The organism is Parabacteroides sp. ASF519 (assembly GCF_000364265.2).
GTDB classification, from domain to species: Bacteria; Bacteroidota; Bacteroidia; order Bacteroidales; family Tannerellaceae; genus Parabacteroides; species Parabacteroides goldsteinii.
Genome location: NZ_AQFV02000006.1, coordinates 5,371,194 through 5,396,130, shown reverse-complemented (window position 1 = coordinate 5,396,130; position 24,937 = coordinate 5,371,194). Strand labels below are relative to the sequence as shown.

Annotated in this window: 22 protein-coding genes and 3 pseudogenes; 17 read left to right on the top strand and 8 right to left on the bottom strand. The window is 44.1% G+C overall.

What is annotated here, in order from left to right:
* From C825_RS21655 to C825_RS21640, 4 genes are read left to right on the top strand one after another with little or no spacing between them, the layout of a single operon-like run.
* Window positions 1-969: an ROK family protein gene (locus C825_RS21655; RefSeq protein ID WP_010800143.1), complete on the top strand. Its 969-nt coding sequence runs from the start codon at window positions 1-3 to the stop codon at window positions 967-969.
* Window positions 950-1,765 (top strand): glucose-6-phosphate isomerase family protein, encoded by an 816-nt coding sequence (locus C825_RS21650; RefSeq protein ID WP_010800142.1) that lies wholly within the window; start codon window positions 950-952, stop codon window positions 1,763-1,765. Before C825_RS21655 ends, C825_RS21650 begins: the two co-directional genes overlap by 20 nt.
* Window positions 1,766-1,791: 26 nt before the next feature.
* Window positions 1,792-3,222: a sugar porter family MFS transporter gene (locus C825_RS21645; protein ID WP_044215183.1), complete on the top strand. Its 1,431-nt coding sequence runs from the start codon at window positions 1,792-1,794 to the stop codon at window positions 3,220-3,222.
* A gap of 35 nt (window positions 3,223-3,257) precedes the next feature.
* Entirely contained in the window at window positions 3,258-3,815 is a 558-nt protein-coding gene (locus C825_RS21640) for a sugar O-acetyltransferase (RefSeq protein WP_010800140.1), read from the top strand.
* An 80-nt stretch (window positions 3,816-3,895) separates the two neighbouring features.
* On the opposite strand, the gene C825_RS21635 is transcribed toward C825_RS21640, so the two are convergent.
* Complete coding sequence (locus tag C825_RS21635; RefSeq protein WP_010800139.1) at window positions 3,896-4,306, bottom strand: DUF418 domain-containing protein; 411 nt, start codon at window positions 4,304-4,306, stop codon at window positions 3,896-3,898.
* Here C825_RS21635 and C825_RS21630 point away from each other — a divergent pair.
* Window positions 4,307-4,534: pseudogene (locus tag C825_RS21630) on the top strand (helix-turn-helix domain-containing protein); the annotation flags it as partial.
* A 33-nt stretch (window positions 4,535-4,567) separates the two neighbouring features.
* Here the strand turns inward: C825_RS21630 and C825_RS21625 are convergent.
* Window positions 4,568-4,654, bottom strand: a pseudogene (locus C825_RS21625) (winged helix-turn-helix transcriptional regulator); the annotation flags it as partial.
* Between C825_RS21625 and C825_RS21620 the strand changes: the two are divergent.
* The 5 genes from C825_RS21620 (at window position 4,647) to C825_RS21600 (ending at window position 8,864) form a co-directional block, all read left to right on the top strand.
* Complete coding sequence (locus C825_RS21620; protein WP_010800138.1) at window positions 4,647-5,657, top strand: arginase family protein; 1,011 nt, start codon at window positions 4,647-4,649, stop codon at window positions 5,655-5,657. The pseudogene C825_RS21625 and the gene C825_RS21620 overlap by 8 nt on opposite strands.
* 272 nt (window positions 5,658-5,929) lie before the next feature.
* Complete coding sequence (locus C825_RS21615; protein ID WP_007657701.1) at window positions 5,930-6,310, top strand: HU family DNA-binding protein; 381 nt, start codon at window positions 5,930-5,932, stop codon at window positions 6,308-6,310.
* A 4-nt stretch (window positions 6,311-6,314) separates the two neighbouring features.
* Complete coding sequence (locus C825_RS21610; protein WP_010800137.1) at window positions 6,315-8,114, top strand: DEAD/DEAH box helicase family protein; 1,800 nt, start codon at window positions 6,315-6,317, stop codon at window positions 8,112-8,114.
* A gap of 86 nt (window positions 8,115-8,200) precedes the next feature.
* Window positions 8,201-8,533: a hypothetical protein gene (locus tag C825_RS21605; RefSeq protein ID WP_010800136.1), complete on the top strand. Its 333-nt coding sequence runs from the start codon at window positions 8,201-8,203 to the stop codon at window positions 8,531-8,533.
* The gene (locus C825_RS21600) at window positions 8,523-8,864 is read left to right on the top strand and encodes a hypothetical protein (RefSeq protein ID WP_044215167.1); all 342 of its coding nucleotides are present in this window, start codon (window positions 8,523-8,525) and stop codon (window positions 8,862-8,864) included. The genes C825_RS21605 and C825_RS21600 overlap by 11 nt, the downstream gene beginning before the upstream one ends.
* A gap of 311 nt (window positions 8,865-9,175) precedes the next feature.
* On the opposite strand, the gene guaA (C825_RS21595) is transcribed toward C825_RS21600, so the two are convergent.
* Window positions 9,176-10,483, bottom strand: a complete 1,308-nt coding sequence (gene guaA, locus C825_RS21595) for a glutamine-hydrolyzing GMP synthase (RefSeq protein ID WP_044215166.1) — start codon at window positions 10,481-10,483, stop codon at window positions 9,176-9,178.
* Window positions 10,484-10,535: 52 nt separating this feature from the next.
* Window positions 10,536-12,056, bottom strand: coding sequence for a glutamine-hydrolyzing GMP synthase (guaA, locus tag C825_RS21590; RefSeq protein ID WP_007657711.1), 1,521 nt, complete (start codon window positions 12,054-12,056; stop codon window positions 10,536-10,538).
* Window positions 12,057-12,368: 312 nt separating this feature from the next.
* Between guaA (C825_RS21590) and C825_RS21585 the strand changes: the two genes are divergently transcribed.
* The 7 genes and pseudogenes from C825_RS21585 (at window position 12,369) to C825_RS21555 (ending at window position 19,891) form a co-directional block, all read left to right on the top strand.
* On the top strand, window positions 12,369-13,274 hold the full coding sequence (locus C825_RS21585; protein ID WP_044215181.1) for a DUF8429 coiled-coil domain-containing protein: 906 nt from the start codon (window positions 12,369-12,371) through the stop codon (window positions 13,272-13,274).
* 2 nt (window positions 13,275-13,276) lie between these two features.
* The gene (locus C825_RS21580) at window positions 13,277-13,870 is read left to right on the top strand and encodes a Crp/Fnr family transcriptional regulator (protein WP_010800133.1); all 594 of its coding nucleotides are present in this window, start codon (window positions 13,277-13,279) and stop codon (window positions 13,868-13,870) included.
* A 191-nt stretch (window positions 13,871-14,061) separates the two neighbouring features.
* Window positions 14,062-15,453, top strand: a complete 1,392-nt coding sequence (locus tag C825_RS21575) for a TolC family protein (protein WP_010800132.1) — start codon at window positions 14,062-14,064, stop codon at window positions 15,451-15,453.
* 21 nt (window positions 15,454-15,474) lie between these two features.
* Window positions 15,475-16,487, top strand: a pseudogene (locus C825_RS21570) (HlyD family secretion protein).
* Window positions 16,484-17,662: an ABC transporter permease gene (locus tag C825_RS21565; protein ID WP_010800130.1), complete on the top strand. Its 1,179-nt coding sequence runs from the start codon at window positions 16,484-16,486 to the stop codon at window positions 17,660-17,662. The pseudogene C825_RS21570 and the gene C825_RS21565 overlap by 4 nt, the downstream one beginning before the upstream one ends.
* 11 nt (window positions 17,663-17,673) lie before the next feature.
* Entirely contained in the window at window positions 17,674-18,927 is a 1,254-nt protein-coding gene (locus tag C825_RS21560) for an ABC transporter permease (RefSeq protein ID WP_010800129.1), read from the top strand.
* A gap of 97 nt (window positions 18,928-19,024) precedes the next feature.
* A complete protein-coding gene (locus C825_RS21555) occupies window positions 19,025-19,891 on the top strand; it encodes a sugar phosphate isomerase/epimerase family protein (protein ID WP_010800128.1) in 867 nt (288 codons plus the stop codon).
* A gap of 86 nt (window positions 19,892-19,977) precedes the next feature.
* Here the strand turns inward: C825_RS21555 and C825_RS21550 are convergent, their stop codons facing one another.
* From C825_RS21550 to lysS, 4 genes are all read right to left on the bottom strand, one after another.
* Window positions 19,978-20,706, bottom strand: a complete 729-nt coding sequence (locus C825_RS21550) for an inorganic diphosphatase (protein ID WP_010800127.1) — start codon at window positions 20,704-20,706, stop codon at window positions 19,978-19,980.
* A gap of 129 nt (window positions 20,707-20,835) precedes the next feature.
* The gene (locus C825_RS21545; protein ID WP_010800126.1) at window positions 20,836-22,179 is read right to left on the bottom strand and encodes a glucose-6-phosphate isomerase; all 1,344 of its coding nucleotides are present in this window, start codon (window positions 22,177-22,179) and stop codon (window positions 20,836-20,838) included.
* A gap of 2 nt (window positions 22,180-22,181) precedes the next feature.
* The gene (locus C825_RS21540) at window positions 22,182-23,177 is read right to left on the bottom strand and encodes an NAD(P)H-dependent glycerol-3-phosphate dehydrogenase (protein WP_010800125.1); all 996 of its coding nucleotides are present in this window, start codon (window positions 23,175-23,177) and stop codon (window positions 22,182-22,184) included.
* A gap of 11 nt (window positions 23,178-23,188) precedes the next feature.
* On the bottom strand, window positions 23,189-24,919 hold the full coding sequence (lysS, locus tag C825_RS21535) for a lysine--tRNA ligase (protein ID WP_010800124.1): 1,731 nt from the start codon (window positions 24,917-24,919) through the stop codon (window positions 23,189-23,191).
* Window positions 24,920-24,937 lie beyond the last annotated feature (18 nt).

Sequence of the window (24,937 nt, the reverse complement as noted above, 5' to 3'; positions counted from 1 at the left end):
ATGATTAAATATACTATTGGAATAGATTTGGGAGGTACCTTTATAAAGATCGGCTTGATCCGCTCCGGTAAAATTCTGCATTTTACTGTTTTACCGGCAGACTCGGAAAAAGGACTTCGGATCAATCTACCTAAAATAAAGGATGCAATCAATAATTTACTGCATAACAACGAAGTGCATATTTCTGAGTTGGCGGGAATCAGTCTGGCATTTCCCGGTATCGTGGATGTAAAACATTGCCAGGTGCTTGCCACAAACGAAAAATATGATGATGCGTGTGAGTTGAATTTACAACTTTGGTGTGAGTTGAATTGGGGAGTCCCTTTTTATATGGACAATGATACCCGGATGGCGACAGTTGGAGAATGGGAATGCGGAGCGGCTCGAGGATTGGATAATGTTGTCATGATGACGATCGGAACCGGGATAGGTACAGGAGTTATTTTAGATGGGCGTGTCCTGTATGGTGAACATTATCAGGCAGGTTCGTTAGGCGGCCATTTTGTTGTCGATTATAAAGGACGAAAATGCAGTTGTGGAAATGTCGGATGCGTAGAAGCGCTTTCTTCATCTTTTTTTCTTTCTTCTATTATAAAGGATAATACAAAATTGACGGCTTCGTTCAGGGACAAGGCTGACTGTTATGACTTTGAAGAAATATTTAGTCTGGCATCCCGGGGAGATATCGATGCTTTGCTTGTGAGAAACGAATGTATGGATGTATGGAGTGCTGCAATTGTGACCTATATACATGCTTATGATCCACAGGTTATTGTACTGGGAGGGGGAATTATGAAAAGTAAAGATGTCATATTGCCTTATATTCGTGAACGGGTGGAACGGCTGGCCTGGTGTCCCACGGAAAAGGTGAAGATTGTAGCATCGGAATTAGGAGATAATGCAGCAGTGTTGGCGGCAGAATATAGTTTTACCAGTAAAAGAAGAAAGAATGAAATCTTATCAGCCTGATCGTTCTGGTCACGATTTTACATTTGACCCGGGACTCGATATAAAATTAACCGGAGATCCGATAGGTTTTTCTTATGGTCCCGGAATTTTCGGACCAGAGGTAGAAACACGCAGGTTAAAGGATATTTCCGAGAGTTTGATGAACCCTGATTGTGATGGTCCTGATATAGTCTATTCGATAGCCATGGATGTCGGTAAAGCCGTGCATCGGGAATTACTGAAATCCATGCATCTGCTATACGGAGTTGTGACATATGCAGCCGGTAAGCTGGGAACGGAACCTATCCGTAGCCAGGGGCATATTCATAAAGTGTCCCCTTTCAGTAACTGGTCTACTCCGGAAGTGTATGAGATATGGTCCGGTGAGGCAATTATTTATATGCAGGAATATGCCGGAGACAGTCCCGGACGCTGTTTCGCCGTTTATGCCGGACCGGGAGATGTAGTAGTAGTTCCTCCTTACTGGGTACATGCTACTATCAGTGTAAATCCGGACAGGCCGTTGACCTTTGGTGCCTGGTGTGACCGAGAATATGGGTTTGTGTATGATGATGTTAGAAAACATAAAGGTATAGCTTGGTATCCGGTGTTCGACGGATCGGATGAGATTCAGTGGCAGGTTAATCCTTGCTATCTGAAATCGGAATTGATATGCAAATCTCCGTCGGATTATTCGATGCTGGGGATAAAAAAGGATAAATCTATTTATCGTACTTTTGAGGAGGAGCCGGATACTTTTCTGTTTGTCCCGTCTCCGCAGATAAAAGAAGATTGTTGGAAGGAATTTGTTCCGTAGAAACATTTATATATAAATTTAATACCATGAAAACAGCGCATAACAGGATGCTGATTTATGTCATAGCCATTATCGCGGCAACCGGAGGTCTGCTTTTTGGCTTTGATACGGGAGTGATATCGGGAGCTATTCCTTTTTTCCAGAAGGATTTTGGAATAGACAACGGAATGGTTGAACAGATTACGTCAGCAGGGTTGTTGGGAGCCATCCTGGGGGCTTTGTTCTGTGGTAAACTGACGGACCGGTTAGGACGCAGAAAAGTGATTCTGGCATCAGCCGTTATTTTTGCGGTTGGGGCAGTCTGGTCAGGGATTGCTGCCGATGCCTGGAATTTAGTATTAGCCCGTCTTTTTCTGGGAGTAGCCATAGGCGTTTCTTCTTTTGCCGTTCCTTTATATATAGCTGAAATTTCACCGACAAAAGTGAGAGGTACGCTTGTCTCCATGTTCCAGCTAATGGTTACGATCGGGGTGTTGGTCTCTTATTTATCAGATTTGTATTTTGCGGATGAAAGCGATATGACTTGCTGGCGGCCGATGTTTTATGTGGGAGTTATTCCGGCTTGTATTCTTTTGATTGGTATGTTTTTTATGCCGGAAACTCCGCGTTGGTTGATGAGTCAAGGAAGGCATGACGAGAGTATCCGCATTCTGAACAGGATAGAAGGGGAAGCACAGGCAAAGATTTCTTTTCGGCAGATGCAGGAGGAGATAAAAAGAAGTGAAGCGGAGAAGTCCGGGTGGAGAGAGCTTTTACAGCCCTGGTTGAGGACGCCTCTTATTATTTGCATAGGGATTATGTTCTTCCAACAATTTGTCGGGATCAATACAGTGATCTATTATAGCCCTAAAATCTTTCTGATGGCAGGTTTTGACGGGACTGTTGCTGCTATATGGGCCTCTGTTGGGGTTGGATTGGTCAATGTTATTTTTACGGTTGTGTCTGTCTATTTTGTCGACCGTCTGGGAAGAAGAAAGCTTTATTTTATAGGATTATCCGGAATTGTCGTTTCGCTTTTACTGTTAGGCTTGTGTTTTGTTTATGTAAATCAGTTGGGCGACTCTGTAAAATGGGTGGCTATTTTACTTATATTCTGTTATGTAGCATTCTTTGCCATCAGTATAGGACCTTTAGGATGGCTGATTATCTCGGAAATCTTCCCGTTGAAGTTACGTGGACTGGGAGCTTCCCTCGGTTCACTTTCCGTCTGGCTTTTTAACAGTATTGTTTCATTTACCTTCTTTAAGATCGTAAAAGCGCTGACAATACCGGGAAAAGAAATCCTTACGGAAGGAGAGGACCTGGGGAATCCTGCCGGTGCTTTCTGGTTTTACGGAGGGATTGCTTTTCTTGCGCTGATCTGGGGGTATTTTTATGTTCCTGAAACAAAGGGCGTCTCTCTGGAACAAATAGAATGTTTCTGGCGGAAGAGGGAAAGCCCTCGTAAGCTGAAATAATTCTTATATTTGTAGGGAACATAAAAATGTAGCCAATGACAGAGAAAGAAAAATGCCGTCAGGGTTTGTTGTATGATGCCAACTACGATGCTGAATTGTTGTCGGATCGTGAGAAAGCGAAAGAACAGCTTTACGATTATAACCGTCTGCGCCCTTCTCAGCAGGAAGAAAAGACGCAATTACTGAAATCTTTTTTGGGTAAAACAGGAAACAACCTGATCATCGAACCGCCTTTTGCTTGTGATTACGGATATAATATTGAAGTAGGAGAGAACTTCTATGCCAATGTAAACCTGGTTATTCTGGATGGGGCTAAGGTCTGTATCGGTGACAATGCTTTTATCGCCCCGAACGTTGGTATCTATACTGCCGGTCATCCGTTGGATGCAGAGCAGCGAAACCGTGGTCTTGAATATGCCCGTCCCGTAACTATCGGACATAATGTATGGATCGGTGCCGGTGTAAATATCCTGCCGGGAGTAACCATCGGTGATAATACCGTGATCGGTGCCGGCAGTGTGGTAACAAAAGATATTCCATCGAATGTACTGGCGGTAGGGAATCCTTGCCGGGTGGTCAAAGAGATAAAGTGATTTCAAAAAAACATCGTTCCGGTGATACTTGATGATCAGCGGAACGATGTTTTTTCAGATGGAGATATAAAAACTTACAGTTAGCGTACCAGCGGTTGCCATTTCATATAGGTTCCCGTTCTCCACAGCCATTCCATTGGGCCATATCGGAAACCTTTCAGCCAATAATGACTAATTGCGATTTGTATGCCTGTATAAGCAAGGCAAACCAATACGCTCAGGAAAACTCCCAAATGACTCCAATCCAATCCGAAACCGGAAAAGATGAAGACACCGGCCACAGACTGTACGATATAGTTTGTCAACCCCATACGGCCGTAACTGACCAACGGTTCTACGGCCCGTTGTACTTTTTGTGAACGATAAACTTCTATTACAATGATTACCCACAGATAAGCGGTCAGCAGATTGATCAGATTGGTGGTAGTCGATCCCATCCATGAATAGAAAGAAACTTCTCCCCAGGCAACTGCCGGAATATAAGGTCTCACTACGTAAGTGACTTAATCAAGAAAGAAACCGGAACGTCCGCCCAGGAATATATTTTGGTAAAAACAATGGCTGTTGCAAAAGAACTATTAGCCGATCCGTCCAAGTCGATCAGTGACGTTGCTTATGCGTTGGGTTATCAATATCCCCAATATTTCAGCAGAGCCTTCAAACGGGTTATCGGATGTTCACCGAATGAGTATAGGACATCGGCTAAGACAAGGTCTTGAGTTATTGCTTTTGTCATCCTGAAACGTATTTTTCTATTCTTCTATTCCAAGGATTTCTTTCATTTGAGGTCGAAAATTATCTCCCCACTTTTCTATTTGCTCAATAATAGGGATGAGGGTTTATCAGTACTTGTGTGATCTGTATATACACAGTAACTTTGCATTAAAAATGAAACACAAGTTCTTATTATTTGTTGTGCTTAGCCTTATTATAGGCACAACCTATGCAAAATCGAATGAGATGAAAACAAATTCTAAAACACTTCGCTTAATCTATCCTCAATGGCAGGGAGGAGTGGTTGCAAGCTGGATGCCCGACATTCCCGCCAATGATGTTTCACGTGGTTATTTTCTTGGGGCGCAGTTACTGCAAGTGCTTGCACCCGAAAGTAAGCAACAAACTGTTGAAGTCCCCATTTCTCTCGATATGGAAAGTCACAAAGAGGAAAAGGGTATTAGCGGTTATCGTGCTATTATTAAACAAAGTAAAGATGCTTTGGATTTGATTAGAAGAGAAAATCCCGACCGTATTGTGACACTTGGAGGAGAGTGCTCGGTTAGTGTGGTGCCGTTTACCTACCTGGCAGAAAAATATCCTGATGATGTTGCGGTTGTGTGGATAGACGCTCACCCCGACTTAAATTTACCCGGTGATAGTTATACAGGTTATCATGCAATGGCATTGACCGCTTGTTTTGGTATGGGTGACAAGGAGATTGTAGATCTGTTTCCCGCTAAACTCAATCCGTCAAAATCGATTATTGTTGGTTTGCGTGCCTGGAATGATACAAACGCTTCAAAAGAGCGTCAGGAGGAAATCGGTGTAGAGAGCCTTTCGCCTGCCCATGTTGCTCAAAATAGTACGGCTGTTCTTGATTGGCTTAAAACTACCGGTGCTTCGAAAGTGGTTATTCATTTTGATCTGGATGCTTTAGATCCGGCTGAGATTATTGCAGCCGTTGGCACTGATCCTGACGGACTAAAGATTGAAACCGTCGTAAGGGTGATAAACGATATAGCAAAAGAATATGACGTAGTTGGTTTAACAATTGCTGAACCAATGCCCCGTGTGGCAATAAAAATAAAAAATATGCTTAATCAAATGCCACTTTTAAAAGAATAAGCATGTCTGGTATTCAATAGATCATACCCTTTTGCCCTTAACCTCAAAAGCTATAGTATCTAACCCTAAAAGCTTAATACTTTAACGGCAAAGCCTATTACTTTTGCAAACTGTCACCTCGGTGACGTTCCGACATCATCCCGATGATATTTCATTGTCACCGGGATGACAATCCGGATAACAGCCTTTTCCCATAACTAATTGCCGGAAACCGCCTTTTTCTCGATTATATATCCTATCTTTGGAAAAGTAACCTTAAGCAATACAAAACAATGGCTGTAAAATATAGACTACGCAAACGCCCGACCAATCTTTCCAAAGATATCGAAGACGGCTTCTATCCGCAGGTGATCCGTTCGGACAATGTCGATTCAAAAGGACTGGCTTCTTATGTGACCGGCGATCATGGATTCCGCAGTGCCGCTATGCTCGGAGCAATCGAACAAATCAAAGAAGGGATCATCAGCCTGCTGGAAGACGGCAACAGCGTGTCGATCAGCGGACTGGGGACGTTTACTTTGACGGCACAGTCGAGGCTGGTGAAAGATCCCAAAGAGATACGCGCCGGATCTATCTCCGTGAAAGATGTCGTGTTTAAAGTTTCACCTGAACTCATGCAACGCCTGAGGTCCGTACAATTTGAAAGGGAATAATGTGATGATACGTACCGTTAAACTGGATATCCGGAAAGGGGAGTATCTGTCGGATGCCCTTCGCCGCCACGGAAAAGAAAATATACCGACACGGGTGATACTGAACAAGGTATTGCCCGGATTGGGAGCTACCTATTGCGAGATCATGTCTCCCCGTTCTTCTATTATCATCGAACCGAACGTGCCGGTGATTGTCGGGAAGATGGAGAAACATAAGAACCTGCTGGGTATTTACCGCGGTGTCAAGACTGATGAGGTGGCGCGCCATATCCGCAAATATCCCGGCTGCTGCAAGATCATGGTGACACCCGAAAGTTTCTGGAAGGTAAAGCAGGCGATGGAGGATGAAGGTGTCGATATGTATAAGGACTTTTTTATGTTGTTCGACGAATGCGAGAAGATCATTCAGGATAACGATTTCCGTGAGACGATAGAGGCACCGCTCGACGACTTTTTTCTTTTCCGGCAGATGGCATTTGTCAGTGCCACGCCGATCCTGCTCCGCGATCCGAGGTTTGAGGAACATGGTTTCACCGAACTGCGCATCGAGCCGGCTTATCCGTATCGTAAGCCGCTCCGTCTGGTCACGACTAATAATGTGGTGGAAGCGTTGGCGGAAGTATTGCCCGAATGTAAGAGTAAAGTTTGCATCTTCGTCAATTCCATCGATACGATCGAATCGCTTTATAAGGATATGGGGGAGTTGCAAAACTCTGCTACTTTTTGTAGTACCCAGGGCATTGCGAAGCTGAGGCATGTGAAAGACCGGAGCATGCACGACCGGATCGAAGAGTTGAAACGGTATAACTTTTTCACCAGCCGTTTCTTTTCGGCGGTCGATATCGATGTACGTTGTAAGCCGGATATCATCCTGCTTTCTGATCTCTACGGAGCGGAGCAGTCGGTGATCGATCCGCGGACGGAAGCGATACAGATAGCCGGCCGTTTCCGTAACGGTTTTCGCAGCCTGACGCATATAACCAGTATCAAGCCTTCGCTGGAGGCAATGAATGCGTCGGAGGTGGACGAGTGGCTGGAGAGTGCCCGGCTGGCCATGACGGAGATCAGGGAAAAGAGTAAAAAGGATAAGCGGCGCGGATACCGGGAGACGTATATGGAGGCAGCCGTCAATCTTACTTATCAGCAGTATGTCTATCAGAATGGAAAGGATAATTATTTCCGGCAGGATAATTTCCGTGAGCAGGAACGGGTAAAGAGCCTGTACCGTTCGGCGGACAGTTTGTTTAATGCCTACCGGGATGTCCCGTTTTTTGAGGTGACGCATGAAGACAAACAGTACCCGTTGACCGACAACGACCGTCTGGCCCGTCATCGGCAGACCAGTCGTAAGCAGCGTCGTATATTTCTCCTCGAGCAGTTCGAACGGATCGCTTACCTGCGTTTCTCTCCCGACGAGAAAGACCAGGACCGTTACAGCCGTTACCTGGCGCGTATCCTTTCTTCCGAATACGATTGCATGTTCCATGAATGTTATCTCCGCAAAGGGGCCGATTATATCCGGAGTGTCGACTTCAAAGACAGCGAGATCAAACGGGCAGTAGAGGAAGTTGGCACCACTGTCTTTCGTAAAAAGCAGCAACTGAAGGAGATCGTGGAGAAGCAGTTCCGGGTGGGAGAGACCTATTCGCGTTCTGATTCGTCTGTAATCCTGACGGCTGCTTACCGCAAAGTAGGTCTGCCTGTTAATAAACGGGTGAGTGCTACGCAGTTAAAAGATTATTTCGAAATAAAAGAAGTGAATATTACTTCCGGACGTTTTCTGAAGATTGTCGGGAAAAAATAGGAGGGAGAAGCTGGGTTAAAAATTGTCAGACGTGTGAATAATAAACGAATATCTCTATCTTTGTAAAGAAATAAATAGATTATAGCATGAAGAAAGCTAAACCATATTCACAGCCAGATCCAACAGTGGAAAATGTATCAGAGCCTGTTGCCGTTTATGTAAATGCTCGTGAGGCTATACTAAAAATGGAAGCAGTGGAAGCAATTATGGGCCTTCAGGGTGAGGAACTATTGGACAAAGCCTTGCGTTATTTGCGTGCTCTTAGTAATTCGGTTTCAGTATGTGTTGAATTGGAAGAAGAGGAGACTTATATGGTACATGAATCTGTTATTGACGGTTTGAGAGAATTAGGAGAACGAAAAGCCGGGCATATCCAGGGCAAACAGAAAACTCTTCAGGATTTAATCGATGAACTTTAAAATCATACCGACGGCGGTTTTTGCCGAAAAAGCAAAACTTCTTGCTAAACGATATCCTTCGATGAAGGATGATTTATCAGTTTTGCAGAATGAGTTGCTGGAAAATCCTGAATTAGGTATTTCTTTGGGTAATAATATCCGGAAGATACGTATGCGCATTTGTTCTAAGAATAAGGGAAAAAGTGGAGGTGCCAGGGTTATTACTTATTTAATAAAAACATCTTTAGATGAAGGTGTAATCAATTTGGTTACTATTTATGATAAAAGTGACCGGGAGTCTATATCCATAAAGGAGATAAACTCATTATTAGTGAAATGCAACCTGCTTTGATCTTTATTGGAGTGATATAAAAATGATAAATGTTAATTATGACAAACTCGAGAGCGAAAGTAGGTACTTTTTACCCCTGGTTGTAAGCTGCTTTCTTTGTAATCTACTGAAAATGAGCTATGACAAACTTTTTGCTGCCCCCTATAAAACAAAGAAAATATATTTGTCATTCCTGGGTTATGAATGATTGTCTATATCGGATAATATTTGTTCGATTGTTTTTTGTAAAGGAGGAAGGTTGCTATAGATAATATAAAAAAGGAGTTGCATCCTTCGACACAACTCCTTTTCATATTATTAAATCCTATATCTTATTCCCACTCAATAGTCGCATTGGGTTTCGGGGACATATCGTAGCAAACGCGGTTTACGTTTTTTACTTCTTTCAGGATACGGTCTGTGATTTTCATCAGGATAGGCCAGTCTACCGGTTCGATGGTGGCTGTCATGGCGTCTACTGTGTTTACGGCGCGGATGATAACAGGCCAGTCGAAAGAACGGGCATTATCCCGTACGCCAACCGATTTGAAATCAGGAACAACTGTGAAATACTGCCATACCTTCTTGTCCAGTCCGGCAAGCTGGAACTCTTCGCGTAGGATGGCGTCAGCTTCACGAACGGCTTCCAGTCTGTCACGGGTGATAGCACCCAGACAACGTACACCCAATCCGGGACCAGGGAACGGCTGACGGTAAACCATTTCATAAGGCAAGCCCAGTTCCAGACCGCAGGCACGAACCTCGTCTTTGAATAACTGACGCAGCGGTTCAACCAGTTCGAACTTCAGGTCTTCGGGCAGACCACCTACGTTGTGATGAGATTTTACCATCTTAGCTGTCTTTGTACCGCTTTCCACGATATCCGGATAGATCGTACCTTGTGCTAAGAAATCGATGCCATCCAGCTGACGAGCTTCCTCTTCGAATACACGGATAAATTCGCCACCGATAATCTTGCGTTTTTCTTCCGGATCGGCAACTCCTGCCAGTTTATCCAGGAAACGGTCGGTAACATCTTTATATATCAGGTTCGCATTCAACTGATTTTTGAATACTTCCACTACATCTTCCGATTCACCTTTACGCATCAGACCATGGTTTACATGTACGCAAACCAGTTTATCGCCGATCGCTTTCAGAAGCAAGGCAGCCACAACCGAACTGTCAACTCCGCCTGACAGGGCCAACAGGACTTTTCTATCGCCTACCTGACGTCTGACAAGTTCGATCTGGTCGTTGACAAAGTTTGTCATATTCCAGTTCGCTTCCGCTTTGCAGCTATCGAAAACGAAAGACTTCACAGCTTCTTTGATAGCTTCTATATCGTCGGTGAATTCACCCAGTTTTACTTCACATAATGCTTTGTCGTGGCCGGCAGCCATTACGGGGATACCCAGCGAGTAAATACCCGGATTTACATCTATGGCAACACCGTCGATCACATTGTTAGGACCACCGTTGATGATAATACCTTTTACGTTCGGCAGTGCTTTCAGTTCCTCTACTGTGATGTCGTGAGGATAAATTTCACTGTAAACACCCAATGCACGGATTGCTCTTGCCAATACCGTATTTTCATGACTTCCCAGGTCTAAAATAACGATCATATCTTGTTTCATCGTATTCCTCCTAAAATTATTAAGTTAATTAGATTATCCTTCTTGTGATTTTTTATTCCCACTCTATAGTTGCTGGTGGTTTGGAACTGATGTCGTACACAACGCGGTTCACACCTTTTACCTTATTGATGATCTCGTTGGATACTTTTGCCAGAAACTCGTAAGGCAGTTGTGCCCAGTCGGCTGTCATGGCATCGGTAGAAGTTACGGCACGCAAGGCAACGGTATTTTCATAGGTACGTTCGTCACCCATAACACCGACCGACTGGATAGGAAGCAGGATGACCCCGGCTTGCCAGATCTTATCGTATAAACCCCATTCGCGCATCAGCGACATATAAATATCATCGGCATCCTGAAGGATACGTACTTTCTCCGGCGTGATATCGCCTAAGATACGGATACCCAGACCAGGGCCGGGGAACGGATGACGTTTGATCAGATGCGGCTGCATGCCCAGTTCGATACCGACACGGCGAACCTCATCCTTGAAAAGAAGGCGAAGCGGTTCAACCAGTTGCAGTTTCATCGTATCAGGCAGTCCGCCTACATTATGATGACTCTTGATGACTGTTCCGGTGATGGATAAAGACTCGATAACGTCCGGATAGATCGTACCTTGTCCCAGCCATTTGATATCTTTCAGCTTATGAGCTTCTTCGTCGAATACGTCGATGAAACCTTTGCCGATGATCTTACGTTTTTGTTCCGGCTCGGTAACTCCCGCTAATGCTTTATAGAATTTATCTTTTGCGTTTACTCCGATCACGTTCAACCCCAGGTGTTCGTAATCTTTCATTACGTTTTCGAACTCATTCTTACGCAGCAAACCGTGGTCTACGAAGATACAGGTCAGGTTTTTGCCGATCGCCTTGTTCAGCAATACCGCTGTAACGGAAGAGTCTACGCCGCCCGATAAGGCCAGGATCACTTTGTCGTCACCTAGTTGCTCTTTCAGTTCGGCAACCGTCGATTCGATGAAAGAAGCCGGTGTCCAGTCTTTGGCGCATCCGCAGATATTCAGGAAATTGTCTAATAACTTTGTACCGTCTGTAGAGTGAAATACTTCCGGATGGAACTGTACGCCCCAGGTCTGTTCGCCTTCTACATGATAAGCTGCCGCTTTTACATCGTCGGTACTGGCGATCACTTTGAAGTTGTCCGGCAATACGGTGATTGTATCTCCATGAGACATCCATATCTGAGAACCGGTGTCGATGCCTTTCAATAGAGGATCTTCATTATTAATGTAGGATAGATTGGCACGTCCGTATTCACGTGAGTTGGCCGGTTCTACATTGCCTCCGGATGTATAAGCCAGAAACTGAGCCCCGTAACAAATACCTAAAACCGGATACTTTCCACGAATCTCGCTCAGGTCTGCCTTGAAAGCATTTTCGTCGTAAACGGAGTAAGGACTTCCTGAAAGGATAACCCCTTTCACATCGGTTGCATCATGCGGAAATTTGTTGTAGGGAAGGATCTCGCAATACATGTTTAACTCTCTGACCCTGCGGCCAATCAATTGAGTTGTTTGCGAGCCGAAATCAAGAATAATAAGTTTCTCGTGCATGCAGTGTTATTATTTAATTGAGTGGCGCAAAGGTAGTAATTTTATTTAGAAAATCTGTAAAGCTCATCCTATATATAAAGGTATTGATGAGGAGATTTCAATATATTTTTTATGATTTCACAAAAGTTTCATTCGAAAGAAACTGTGTTTTCTCCCGAAAGAAACTGTATTTTCATCCGAATGAAACTAAAAAGGTGTCGGTATATGTTGAAAGGATGGTTAAGTTCTTAAAAAATGTATAAACGGACAGGATATGTTTTAATACATCTGATTAAACATTACCTTTGTACGTTCATTTTTAGAAGGAACCGTATGGATACAGAAAAGAAAGAAACGAAGGAAATAAATAAACTCTCATTATTAATCATGGCGGTAGTCGTGTTGATACTGATTATCGCTGGTGCAGGTTATTATATTTATCAGCAGAAACAGCAGATGAATGATTTGGTTGAGGCTTATGACCTGGATAAGCAAACGCTTGAAGATGAGTTTAATGAACTCTCTATGCAATATGAGGGATACCAGTTCAAGGTAGGCAATGATTCCCTGATGAATTTGTTATCCACAGAGCAGGCAAAGGTTCAGCGCCTGATGGAAGAACTCCGTACGGTGAAGGCGACAAATACCAAAGAAATTGCCCGTCTGAAGAAAGAACTGGAAACGCTTCGTAAGATCATGCGTAATTATGTTGTTCAGATCGACTCTTTGAACCGAGCGAACGAACAGTTGCAGGTAGAAAAGAAAGAAGCTGTTCAGAAATACCAGCGTGCCACATCGCAAGCTGCTACCCTGAAGAAAGAAAAAGAAAAGTTGGCAGAACGCGTTACTATTGCAAGCCGCCTGGATGCTACCGGCATCACGGTTACTCCGGTCAATTCGCGTGGAAAGCTGGCAAAGAAGATCAAACGTATGGAACGTTTCGTAGTCGATTTCCGTATCGCCAAGAATATTACCGCTCCTGTTGGTGAGAAGACTGTATATGTGCGTATTATGAAACCGGACGATGATGTGCTGGTAAAGAGCCGTGCTGATGTTTTCCCCTTCGAAGGAAAGGATATCAATTACTCAATGAAGAAACTGATCGAATATGACGGGGAAGAATATCCCGTTACCATGTATTGGGATATCGAAGAATTCCTTTCTCCGGGAACTTACCGTGTAGATATTTTTATTGACGGAAACTTGATTGGAAAGAGAAACTTCACGTTGGAAGATTAACGATGGAAACAGACGGCTACTTAGCGAAGCTTTTAGCGGATCTACCGGAATCTCTAGCCCGCGACGAAGTCTTTGTGAGTGAACTGAAGAATATCACTACAGTGGTTGCTGTCGATAAAGGGGATTACCTGCTTCGTACCGGTGAGATTTGTCAGGATGCCTACTTCATCAATAAAGGACTGTTCATTAATTTATATGTAAGCGAAAAAGGCGATGAATGCGTAACCGGTTTTTCATCCGACTATCAATATCCTTTCCTTTCCGCTATCGGTTATTTTACCCAGGCGCCTTCCGAGTTCGAGATTAAGGCGCTCGAAGCTGGTGAACTGCTAAGGCTATCACGTACCCATATCGAGGACCTTTCCCTGCGTTATCCGCTATTTGCATCGTATTACCAGAATGCGATGCTGACTATCATATCAAAACTTTATTCTATGTTTGCCATCCGTCAGTCGTGTACGGCAGAAGAATTTATCAAATACCTTTATAATCATTACATGTGGATCATGCAGCGTGTTCCCGACAAATATATTGCTCAGTATATGGGAATCAGCAATGCCTGGTACTGCAAGCTGAAAAAGCGCATCTTTAATTGAATTAATTCAATTTTATATTTAAACTAAACCAGTACTTTTGCACCGATAAATCGTACTTTTGTTTGTGTACGAAGAATATAGGTTTATCGAATATAAACAATAGGAGATAACCGGTTGTTTTTTATTTAGATAAAGGTGATAAGTTGTTTTAGTGGTAAAATAAAGTCTCCGGATGAAAAAACAATAAAAAGATGAAACGGATTATTGTATTAGTAGGATTGTTGGTCTGTTCTGGTTATGCAAGTTCCCAACAGACTTTGACATTGGAAGAATGTCGAAACTTAGCTATTCAGAATAATAAGGAATTACAGATGTCCGGCGAAAAGGTAAAGGCGGCCAATGAAGAACGCAAAGCGGCTTTTACTAAATATTTTCCGCAGCTTTCCGCTATGGGAGGATATATGTGGAATCAGAAAGATATCAATCTGCTGGATATGGACGCTTTGAGTGCCAAACTCGGTTCTGCCCTGGGACCGCTTGCCCAACTTCCTGTTTTCGGACAATTAATGGGAGGAATTGACGATGTGCAACATCTGGATGTGCAGAATATTTGGGTGGGAGGCGTTTCGTTGGTTCAACCGGTCTTTATGGGAGGAAAGATTGTTTCCTATAATCAGATTACCAAATATGCCCGTGAATTGGCCGAGTCGATGAACGACCTCCAGTTACAGGAAGTCATTTATAAAACCGATGAAACTTATTGGCAGGTGATTTCGTTGGTCAATAAGAAAAAGCTGGCCGATGCGTATGTCGGGTTACTCCGGAAGATGGACAGTGACGTGACAGCCATGATCGCCGAAGGAGTTGCCACCCAGGCAGACGGACTGTCGGTAAAGGTAAAACTGAATGAGGCGGAAATGGCGCAGACGAAAGTGGATAACGGTCTGGCTTTGTCGCGTATGCTGCTCTCCCAGATTTGCGGTTTGCCATTGGATGAACCTTTGGCGCTGGCAGATGAAAATATAGAGAACTTCCCCGTCCATTCCAGTGACGCTACCGCAAATGTGAATGAAGCGTTTGCTAACCGCAATGAGTTGAAAAGCCTGGAACTGGCAGCTAAGATTTATCAGAAGAAAGAACGGATAGTCTTGGCAGACATGTTGCCCAATGTGGCTTTGTCGGCCAACTATCTGGTAACGAACCCGAATGCTTTCAACGGTTTTAAGAATGAATTTGCCGGAATGTTTAATGTCGGTGTGATGATGAAAGTGCCTTTGTCCGGTTGGTGGGAGGGTACTTATAAAAGAAACTCCGCCCGTGCTGAGACACGTATCCAGATGTTGCAACTGATGGAAGCCCGCGAAAAGGTTGAGTTGCAGGTCAACCAGTCCGTTTATAAGGTGAATGAAGCCAATAAGAAACTGACCGCTTCTTCGCGGAATATGGAGAATGCGGAGGAGAACCTTCGCCATGCTAATCTGGGTTTTGAGGAAGGTGTTATTCCGGCCTTAAACCTGATGGAAGCTCAGACGGCTTGGGTATCGGCACGTTCCAGCCTGATTGATGCTCAGATAGAAGTGAAATTAACGGAAGTTTACCTGTCGAAGGCAATGGGTAAACTGTCGGTAGATAAACAGAAGTAATAACAATAAAAATATACAAAGATGAACGAGAATAAAAAGTTTTCGATCAGCAACATGATGTTGGCATTTATCACGGTATTGGTCGTGATTGGATTAGTCGCATTGACCGGTTTCTTTTTGCTTACTCCTCCCGACGATATTATTATGGGCAGGCTGAAGCCAATCAGGTTCGTATTTCCGGAAAAGTACCCGGACGAATCGAAATGTATCGTTTTGATGAAGGAGATAAAGTAAAAGCCGGTGATACGTTGGTGTATCTGAATACTCCGGAAGTTCTGGCAAAACTGCAACAGGCGGAAGCCGTTCAAAAAGCTGCCGAAGCACAGAATGCCAAAGCTCTTAAAGGAGCCCGTGCACAGGAAATAGCCGGTGCTTACGAGATGTGGCAGAAGGCACAAGCAGGTTTGGAGATTGCCAAAAAATCATATACCCGTGTTCAGAACTTATATGACAAGGGAGTCATGTCTGCTCAGAAAAGAGATGAGGCCGAGGCAAACTATAAAGCGATGGTCGCTACCGAAAAAGCGGCTAAGTCACAGTATGATATGGCTCGGGACGGTGCCCGTTCAGAAGATAAGGCTGCTGCGGCTGCCCTGGTTCAACAGGCCGGCGGTGCTGTTGCCGAAGTGGAATCTTATTTGAAAGAGTCGGCTTTGGTTTCACCTATCGACGGAGAGGTATCCGAACGTTTCCCACAAGTGGGAGAGTTGGTCGGTACCGGTGCACCGATTATGAATATTACGGATTTGAACGATATGTGGGTATCATTCAGTGTTCGTGAAGACCTGTTGAAGGATATCAAGATCGGTTCCGAACTGAATGCTTTTATTCCGGCATTCGACAATAAGCCGGTAAAGCTGAAAGTATATTATATGAAGGACATGGGCTCGTATGCTGCCTGGAAAGCTACAAAGACAACCGGACAATTCGATTCGAAGACCTTTGAAGTCCGTGCCCGTCCGCAGGAAAAAATAGCAGACTTACGTCCCGGAATGTCTGTCGTAATGAAGAAAAAAGGAAACGAAATATTATGACATTGAAGCAGAGTTTACATAGTATCTGGAATGTGGCGAAGCGGGAGATACAGCGGCTTACATCGAAGCCGATCTATTTCTTCTGTATGCTGATCGCTCCGGCTCTCTGTGTCGTCTTCTTCCTGTCACTGATGCAAGATGGCTTGCCAACCAATCTGCCGATTGCCGTGGTCGATATGGATGGTTCAGCCACTTCCCGTAACCTGATCCGGCAGCTGGATGCTTTTGAACAGACGGAGGTTGTTTATAAGACCGCTACGTTCGATGATGCACGCCGGGAGATGCAAAAAGGAAACATATACGGTATTTTCTATATACCGAAGAACTTTGCAGTGGAGGCAACAACGGGAAAACAACCTACATTGTCTTTCTATACGAACGGTACTTATCTAATCGCAGCTTCCCTGCTTTTCAGGGATATGAAGACCATGTCTGTCCTGGCTGGTGCTTCGGTCGGCTTGCAGACCGGATTGGCGAAAGGATATACGACCGACCAGATTATGGGACAGCTTCAGCCGGTAGTAGTGGATACTCATGCGATCGGTAATCCCTGGCTGAACTATTCCGTCTATCTGAATAACACGATTTTGCCGGGCGTGCTTCAGTTGATGATCTTCCTGGTGACGGTGTTCAGTATCGGTACAGAAATAAAATATTCGACCGCCCGCCAGTGGCTGCAGACGGGAGGGAACTCCTTGACGACTAGTCTGTTGGGGAAGTTACTCCCGCAAACTGTTATTTTTACCATTGTGGCGTTGATGTGTTGTGCCGCTTTGTACGGTTTCAATGCTTTCCCGCTGAATAGTGGTTGGATGCCGATGATATCGGCAATAATCCTGTTGGTGCTGGCTTCGCAGGCTGTCGGTGTGTTTATGATCGGTGTGTTGCCAACTTTGCGTCTGGGATTGAGTTTTGCCAGTTTGTTTGGTATGATTGCTTTCTCTATTGTCGGATTTTCTTTTCCCGTGTTAGGGATGGATCCGACTTTGCAGGCATTGAGCGACCTGTTCCCGCTTCGTCACTATTTTCTGATTTATGTGGATCAGGCGTTGAACGGTAGGGATTTGTTCTATTCATGGAGTGAATATGTCTGGTTGGCTGGCTTCCTTATCTTACCGTTCTTGATAGGAAAGAACCTGAAGAATGCGTTGCTGTACTTTAAGTATATTCCGTAAAACTGAAAGTAATGAAAAGAGAACATCGTTTACGATATATAATTAAAGAAGGTATACTGGATACCTTTTTTATCTGGAAGGATGAATTGAAGAACGTCTTCAAGGATTCGGGAGTCATGATCTTTTTCTTCCTGGTCCCCTTCATCTATCCGCTTTTGTATGCGTTTATCTATAATAATGAGGTGGTTCACAATGCCAAGATGGTGGTGGTGGACCAGTCGGATTCTTATCTGAGTCGCGAATATATTCGGAAGGTCGATGCAACGGCAGATGTAAAGGTTGTTGCCGTCTGTTCGGATATGGAAGAGGCAAAACGGATGATGGATGCGAAAGAAGCATACGGAATCCTGTATTTCCCCAGTGAGTTCAGCAAAAATATACATAAAGGAAAGCAGGCGACGGTTTCGCTTTATTGTGATATGAGTGCTTTGTTGTTTTATAAAGCCTTCCTGTTGGCAACGACTGAAGTTTCGCTCGAGATAGGAAAAGAACTACGGGCGCAGAATAATCCGTCGTCGACGATAGAACAGGAAAAGATAACGATCAATCCTATTCCGTATGAATCGGTAGCCCTGTTCAATTCGCAGAACGGGTTTGCCAGCTTCCTTGTGCCGGCTATCCTTATTCTGGTTATCCAGCAGACGCTGATTCTGGGTATCGGTATGTTGGGAGGAACGGCACGCGAAAAGAACCGTTTCCACAGCCTGGTTCCGGTAAGCCGTCATTTTAACGGGACGTTGCGTATCGTGTTCGGCAAGTCGCTTACTTATATATTGTTATATATAGTCGTTTGTATCTGGGCATTAGGGGTGGTTCCGAAATTATTTTCATTGCCGCAGGTGGGAGAGCCGTGGACTGTTATGTTGTTTGTTCTGCCTTATCTGTTCGCGTCCATCTTTTTGTCGATGACCTTGTCCGGTTTTATGACAAGCCGTGAGTCGCCGATGCTGGTCTTTGTCTTTACTTCGGTCATTCTGTTGTTTATCTCCGGCGTGTCCTGGCCTAAGGAGGCAATACCTCCGTTCTGGAAAGCAATCGGTTATTTGTTTCCTTCCACACCGGGAATACAGGGATTTATCCGAATCAATACGGCAGGAGCCTCCTTGAATGAAGTAGCTCACGAATACCGTACGCTTTGGATACAGGCCGGTATCTATTTTATTACAGCTTGCATTATTTACAGGTATCAGATTATGCGTAGCCGAAAATTGATCATAAAACAATATCGATACATGAAGATGCAGCGAATGTTGCGGCAAAAGTAATTTATTTTTTTATTGATTTTAACGAAATAATCTTAGAATCCATCGAATATAGTCTTACTTTTGTACAAATTCTCAATCAAACTTAATTTTTAGTACTATGCAGAACAGACGTGACTTTTTAAAGCAAGCTTCCATGTTGCTTGCAGGAGGTTTAGTTGCACCTCAGTTGTTATCTTCTTGTGCCGAAAAGAAACATATCGGTTTACAGTTATATTCTTTGAGAGACCTTGTAAAAGACGAAGGCATTCAAAAAGTGTTGGAAACAGCATCTAAAATGGGGTATACCAATTTAGAAACAGCCGGTTATGACAATGGTAAAATTTATGGTTTAGCTCCTGCTGAATTTAAGAAAATGTGTAACGACTTGGGTATGAAGTGTACAAGTGCCCATTTGGGACAGGCTTTTACCAAAGAAAAGGAAGCAGAAGTAATGAACTGGTGGGACCAGGCAATTGCTGCTCACAACGAATTGGGGGTTAAATATATGGTTCAGCCCTGGATGCCGGTGAATGATGAAACAACCTTGGATGACCTGAAGATGTATTGCGATTATTTCAATACGGTAGGTTACAAAACGGCTGCAGCCAGTATTGCTTTCGGTTATCATAACCATGCATTTGAATTCCGTAAGATAGAAGATAAGTTGATCTACGACTTCTTGCTGGACAATGTAAGTCCTAATCATGTATTCTTCCAGATGGATGTTTATTGGGTGACACAAGGTGGTGGTGATCCCGTGGCTTATCTGAAATCCCGTCCGAGCCAGTTCAAGACGATCCATATTAAGGATGACATGGAAATCGGTGCCAGCGGTAAGATTGACTTCAAACCGATCTTTGACCAGATGTATGCAAACAATGTAAGAGACTGGTACGTTGAAGTAGAACAATATACAAACAATGATCCTGTAGCCAGCTGTAAAGAAAGTTTCGACTTCCTGAACAAGGCGAATTATGTAAAGTAAACGATTATAAGATAATTATTCATGGCAAAAGCGATACTTACGGTTTTCTGTAGGTATCGCTTTGTTTTTTTATATGGAAATAGAATCTATCCTATACACCTCATTATATTATCCCAGTCTTTTGCCAGGCTTGCCATATCCGGATATAGTAAATCGGCGCCTGCATCCAATAACACTTTGTCGGGGAGGGGACCGGTATTGACTGCAATCGTGAAGATGCCTGCTGCAACACCGGCTTCGACACCCATCGGGGCGTTTTCTACGACAAATGCTTCGTTGGCATGGACTCCGGCCTTTTGCAATCCCATCAGATAAGGTTCGGGATGAGGTTTGCCATATTTTACGTCAAAAGCCGTAACCATCTTTTCGCGGGTAAAACAGCCGGGATAGGTATGTTCCAGTTTGTTAATCAAGCTGTGCTGGCCGGAACCGGTTACGACTAATGTTTGTAGTCCGGTCGCTTTAACGGCAGCCAGTACTTCTGCGGCGCCTGTCATTGCTTTACCATCATTATATTTATTGAAAAGTGTTGCTTTCTCTTCATATAGTTCCCGTTTTTCCTCATCGGTCGCATCACGCTGAAAGGTACGTTGGTACAATTCGTTGATTGTACTGTCACCGGTACGGCCTTCAAACATGTAAAAGTCTTCCTCTTTAGCCTGGAGCTGATGATGTATCGCTGTTTCGTTCCAGGCACGGGCATGAAAACGCATGGAGTCGTATAAGACACCATCCATATCGAAAAGTACAGCTTTGGGAGAAAGAGAGTTCTGCTTAGTCCTAAGCAGATAACGGTTGATAGCTTCTTGTATCATTTTATTTATATCCTTAATAATCTTTGCAAAGATATGAATCTCCTTTAGTATAGATATCTTCTTAAAAATAAAAAGGTGAAAGCAAGAACATCCACTTTCACCTTTTTATTTATGTCATGTAACAGGTTATTACAATCGTGCGCGGATTGCTTCGCTTTCTTTTTCATATCCGGGCTTGTTCAGCAGCGCGAACATGTTCTTTTTGTATGCTTCGACACCCGGTTGGTCGAACGGATTAACGCCCAGCATATAACCACTGATTCCACAGGCTTTCTCGAAGAAATAGAACAACTGGCCGATGTAATAAGCATTTACTTCCGGCATCGTGATTTTGATGTTTGGAACACCACCGTCTACGTGTGCCAGCTGAGTACCCAGTTCTGCCATCTTATTTACTTCGTCTACACGTTTCCCGGCAAGGAAGTTCAGGCCGTCCAAATTGGCTTCGTCTGTCGGGACTTCTACTTTGTGTGAAGGAGTTTCAACAGAGATGACTGTTTCGAAGATGATGCGTTCGCCTTCCTGAATCCATTGGCCCATTGAGTGAAGGTCGGTTGTCAGGTCGACAGAAGCCGGGAAAATACCTTTTCCGTCTTTACCTTCGCTTTCGCCGTACAACTGTTTCCACCATTCGCCGATGTAATGAAGTTTCGGATGGAAGTTAGCAAGGATTTCAATCTTCTTGCCGCTTTTATATAATTCATTGCGGGTTGCAGCATAGATAGCCGACAGGTTTTCATTGAAAGGAATTTCAATACCTGTAGCCTTTTCCATAGATACGGCACCGGCAACCAGGTCGCGGATACTGATACCAGCTACTGCGATAGGCAGTAAACCGACCGGAGTCAGTACGGAGAAACGTCCGCCTACATTATCAGGAATGATAAATGTCTTGTAACCTTCCTGGTCTGCCAATGTGCGAAGGGCACCTCTTTTGGCATCAGTAATGGCAACAATACGATGTTTTGCTTCTTCTTTGCCGACTGCGTCTTCCAGTTGCTTCTTCAGCATACGGAATGCCAGGGCAGGCTCTGTTGTTGTTCCCGATTTGGATATGTTAATCAGACCGAATTGTTTACCTTTCAGTATTTCACACAGCTCATACAGATAATCTTCACCGATATTCTGTCCGGCATAGAGAACAACCGGGTTCTTACGGTCAGACTGCAACCAGTCGAAACTGTTGTTCAATGCTTCGACAACGGCTTTTGTGCCGAGATAGCTTCCGCCGATACCGATGGCAACGACAACTTCACATTTAGAACGAAGCACGTTGGCCGTGTTCTCGATGTCTGTTAATTCAGCATCTGTGATAGAAGAGGGGAGATGTAACCAACCCAGAAAATCGTTACCAGCTCCGTTTCCGTTATGTAAAGTGGCAATACATTCGTTTGCCTTGGCTTCCTGTGCGTAAACCTGTTCTTTTGTAACAACGCCCAGTGCTTTGTCAATGTTAATACTGATGTTTTTCATACCTACTTAAATGTTTCTGTCAACTGCCGTATAACGGTAGTCGGCGATTTTCTTTCATATAATATATCGTATAAGGCGTCCAGAATCGGCATGTTTACCTTATACTTTTCATTTATCTCGTGGATACATTTGGTCCCGTAGTATCCTTCGGCAATCATTTCCATTTCCAGCTGGGCAATCTTGACGGAATATCCTTTTCCAATCATCGTCCCGAACGTACGGTTACGGCTGAAACGGGAATACGCTGTCACCAACAAGTCTCCCAGATAAACCGAGTCGGTTACGTCGCGTTCCAGGCTGTGTACGGAATTGAGGAAATTACGCATTTCTTCGATTGCGTTACAGATGAATACTGCCAGGAAGTTGTCTCCATATTTCATCCCGTGACAGATACCGGCAACAATCGCATATACATTCTTTAAAACAGAAGCATATTCTATTCCTCTAACATCTTTACAACAATAGTTGTTCAGATATTGATTCTGGAATACATGGGCGACGGCACGTGCATTGTCGATATTGGAACAGGCTAATGTAATATAGGAAAGACGTTCGAGCGCAATCTCTTCCGCATGACACGGACCGCCGATTACTGCGATGTTTTCCATAGGTACATTATAATATTCCGTGAAATAGTCGGCAATCAGCATGTTCTCGTCCGGTACAATCCCCTTGATGGCCGAGATGATGAATTTGTCATTCAGCGGGGTCGTTACCTTCATTAAATGTTGTTTCAGGAACGGAGATGGAGTCGCAAAGATTAGCGTATCGGAATCGTTAATCGCATCGTTAATATCCGTGTAGAATTTTATTTTGTCCGTGTCGAACTTTACGGCAGACAGATAACTGGGGTTATGTCCTGTCTTTAAAAAGTCGTCAACCTGGTCCTGCCGGCGCATATACCAGTTAATACTATCCTGTGTAGAAAGTACAATCTTGGCTAAGGCGGTAGCCCAGCTACCACCTCCCATTATTGCAATTTTACCGGGTAATTTCATAGCATTCCCTTTTATTTGGCTGCGTTGGCAATCCATGCTTCCACTTCTTCGGCCGCAGGATTTTGCAGTTCCAGCTTATACTTCTTGTTCATCTCACAAAGTTCCTGGCGCAGCTTGTTAGGGTTCACCTCTTTCAGCGTGTCGACAGTCAGATAACCGGCTTTCTGTAATGCCGGAACCCAGGCTTCATCGATACCTAATGCTACGTATTTATCGGCAGCATCTTTCTTTACTGTTTTTTCCGGACGCATTTGCGGGAAGAACAATACTTCCTGAATAGTAGTCTGGCCGGTCATCAACATGACCAAACGGTCGATACCGATACCGATACCGGATGTAGGAGGCATACCGAATTGCAGTGCGCGCAAGAAATCCTGGTCGATGAACATCGCTTCGTCGTCCCCTTTTTCGCTCAACTTCAACTGATCCTTGAAACGTTCTTCCTGGTCGATTGGGTCGTTCAGCTCACTGTAAGCGTTTGCCAACTCTTTTCCGTTCACCATCAATTCGAAACGTTCTGTCAGTCCCGGTTTGCTGCGGTGCATTTTAGTCAGCGGACTCATTTCAACCGGATAGTCGATAATGAATGTCGGTTGGATAAATGTACCTTCACAGAATTCTCCGAAGATTTCATCGATCAACTTGCCTTTACCCATTGTTTCGTCGATCTCCATCTTCAATTCTTTACAAATTGAACGGATTTCATCTTCGTTCTTGCCTTCCAGGTCGTAGCCGGTCTTTTCCTTAATGGCTTCCAGGATAGGTAAGCGACGGAAAGGAGCCTTGAAGCTGATAGTCTTGCCGTCGACTACGGTTTCGCATGTACCGTTGACAGCCATACATATTTTTTCCAGCAGCTGCTCCGTGAAGCTCATCATCCAGTTGTAATCCTTATATTGGACATACAATTCCATGCAGGTAAATTCCGGGTTGTGCGTCCGGTCCATACCTTCGTTACGGAAGTTTTTCCCGATTTCGTAAACCCCTTCGAAACCGCCGACGATCAGTCTTTTCAGATACAGTTCGGTAGCGATACGCAGATAAAGGTCAATATCTAATGAATTATGATGCGTGATAAACGGACGTGCACTTGCACCACCGGCGATAGACTGAAGGATCGGAGTTTCTACTTCCGTATATCCGGCTTCGTCGAGTACGGCGCGCATTGTTTTGATCACTTTTGCACGTTTCATGAAAATATCCTTTACGCCATCGTTTACGATCAGGTCGATATAACGCTGACGGTAACGTAGTTCGGGATCGTTAAATCCGTCATAAGCTACACCGTCTTTGTATTTAACGATAGGCAGCGGTCTGAGTGATTTGGATAATACCGTCAATTCCTGTGCATGGACGGAGATTTCACCCATTTGCGTACGGAATACAAAACCTTTGATTCCTACAATGTCTCCGATATCGAGCAACTTCTTGAAAACGACGTTATATAAATCTTTGTCTTCACCCGGGCAGATATCATCACGGGAAATATATACCTGTATTCTGCCTTCCGAATCCTGCAACTCCATGAATGAAGCCTTACCCATAATACGGCGGCTCATGATACGGCCTGCAATAGTTACAGGACGGGGTTCTGCATCGTCTTTAAAAGATGCCTTTATTTCTTTGGAATATGCGTTTGTTACGTACTCAGCAGCGGGATACGGTTCTATCCCCATTTGGCGCAATTGCTCCATGCTATTGCGTCTTATGATTTCCTGTTCACTCAGTTCTAATAGATTCATTACGCTATTATTTTGTAT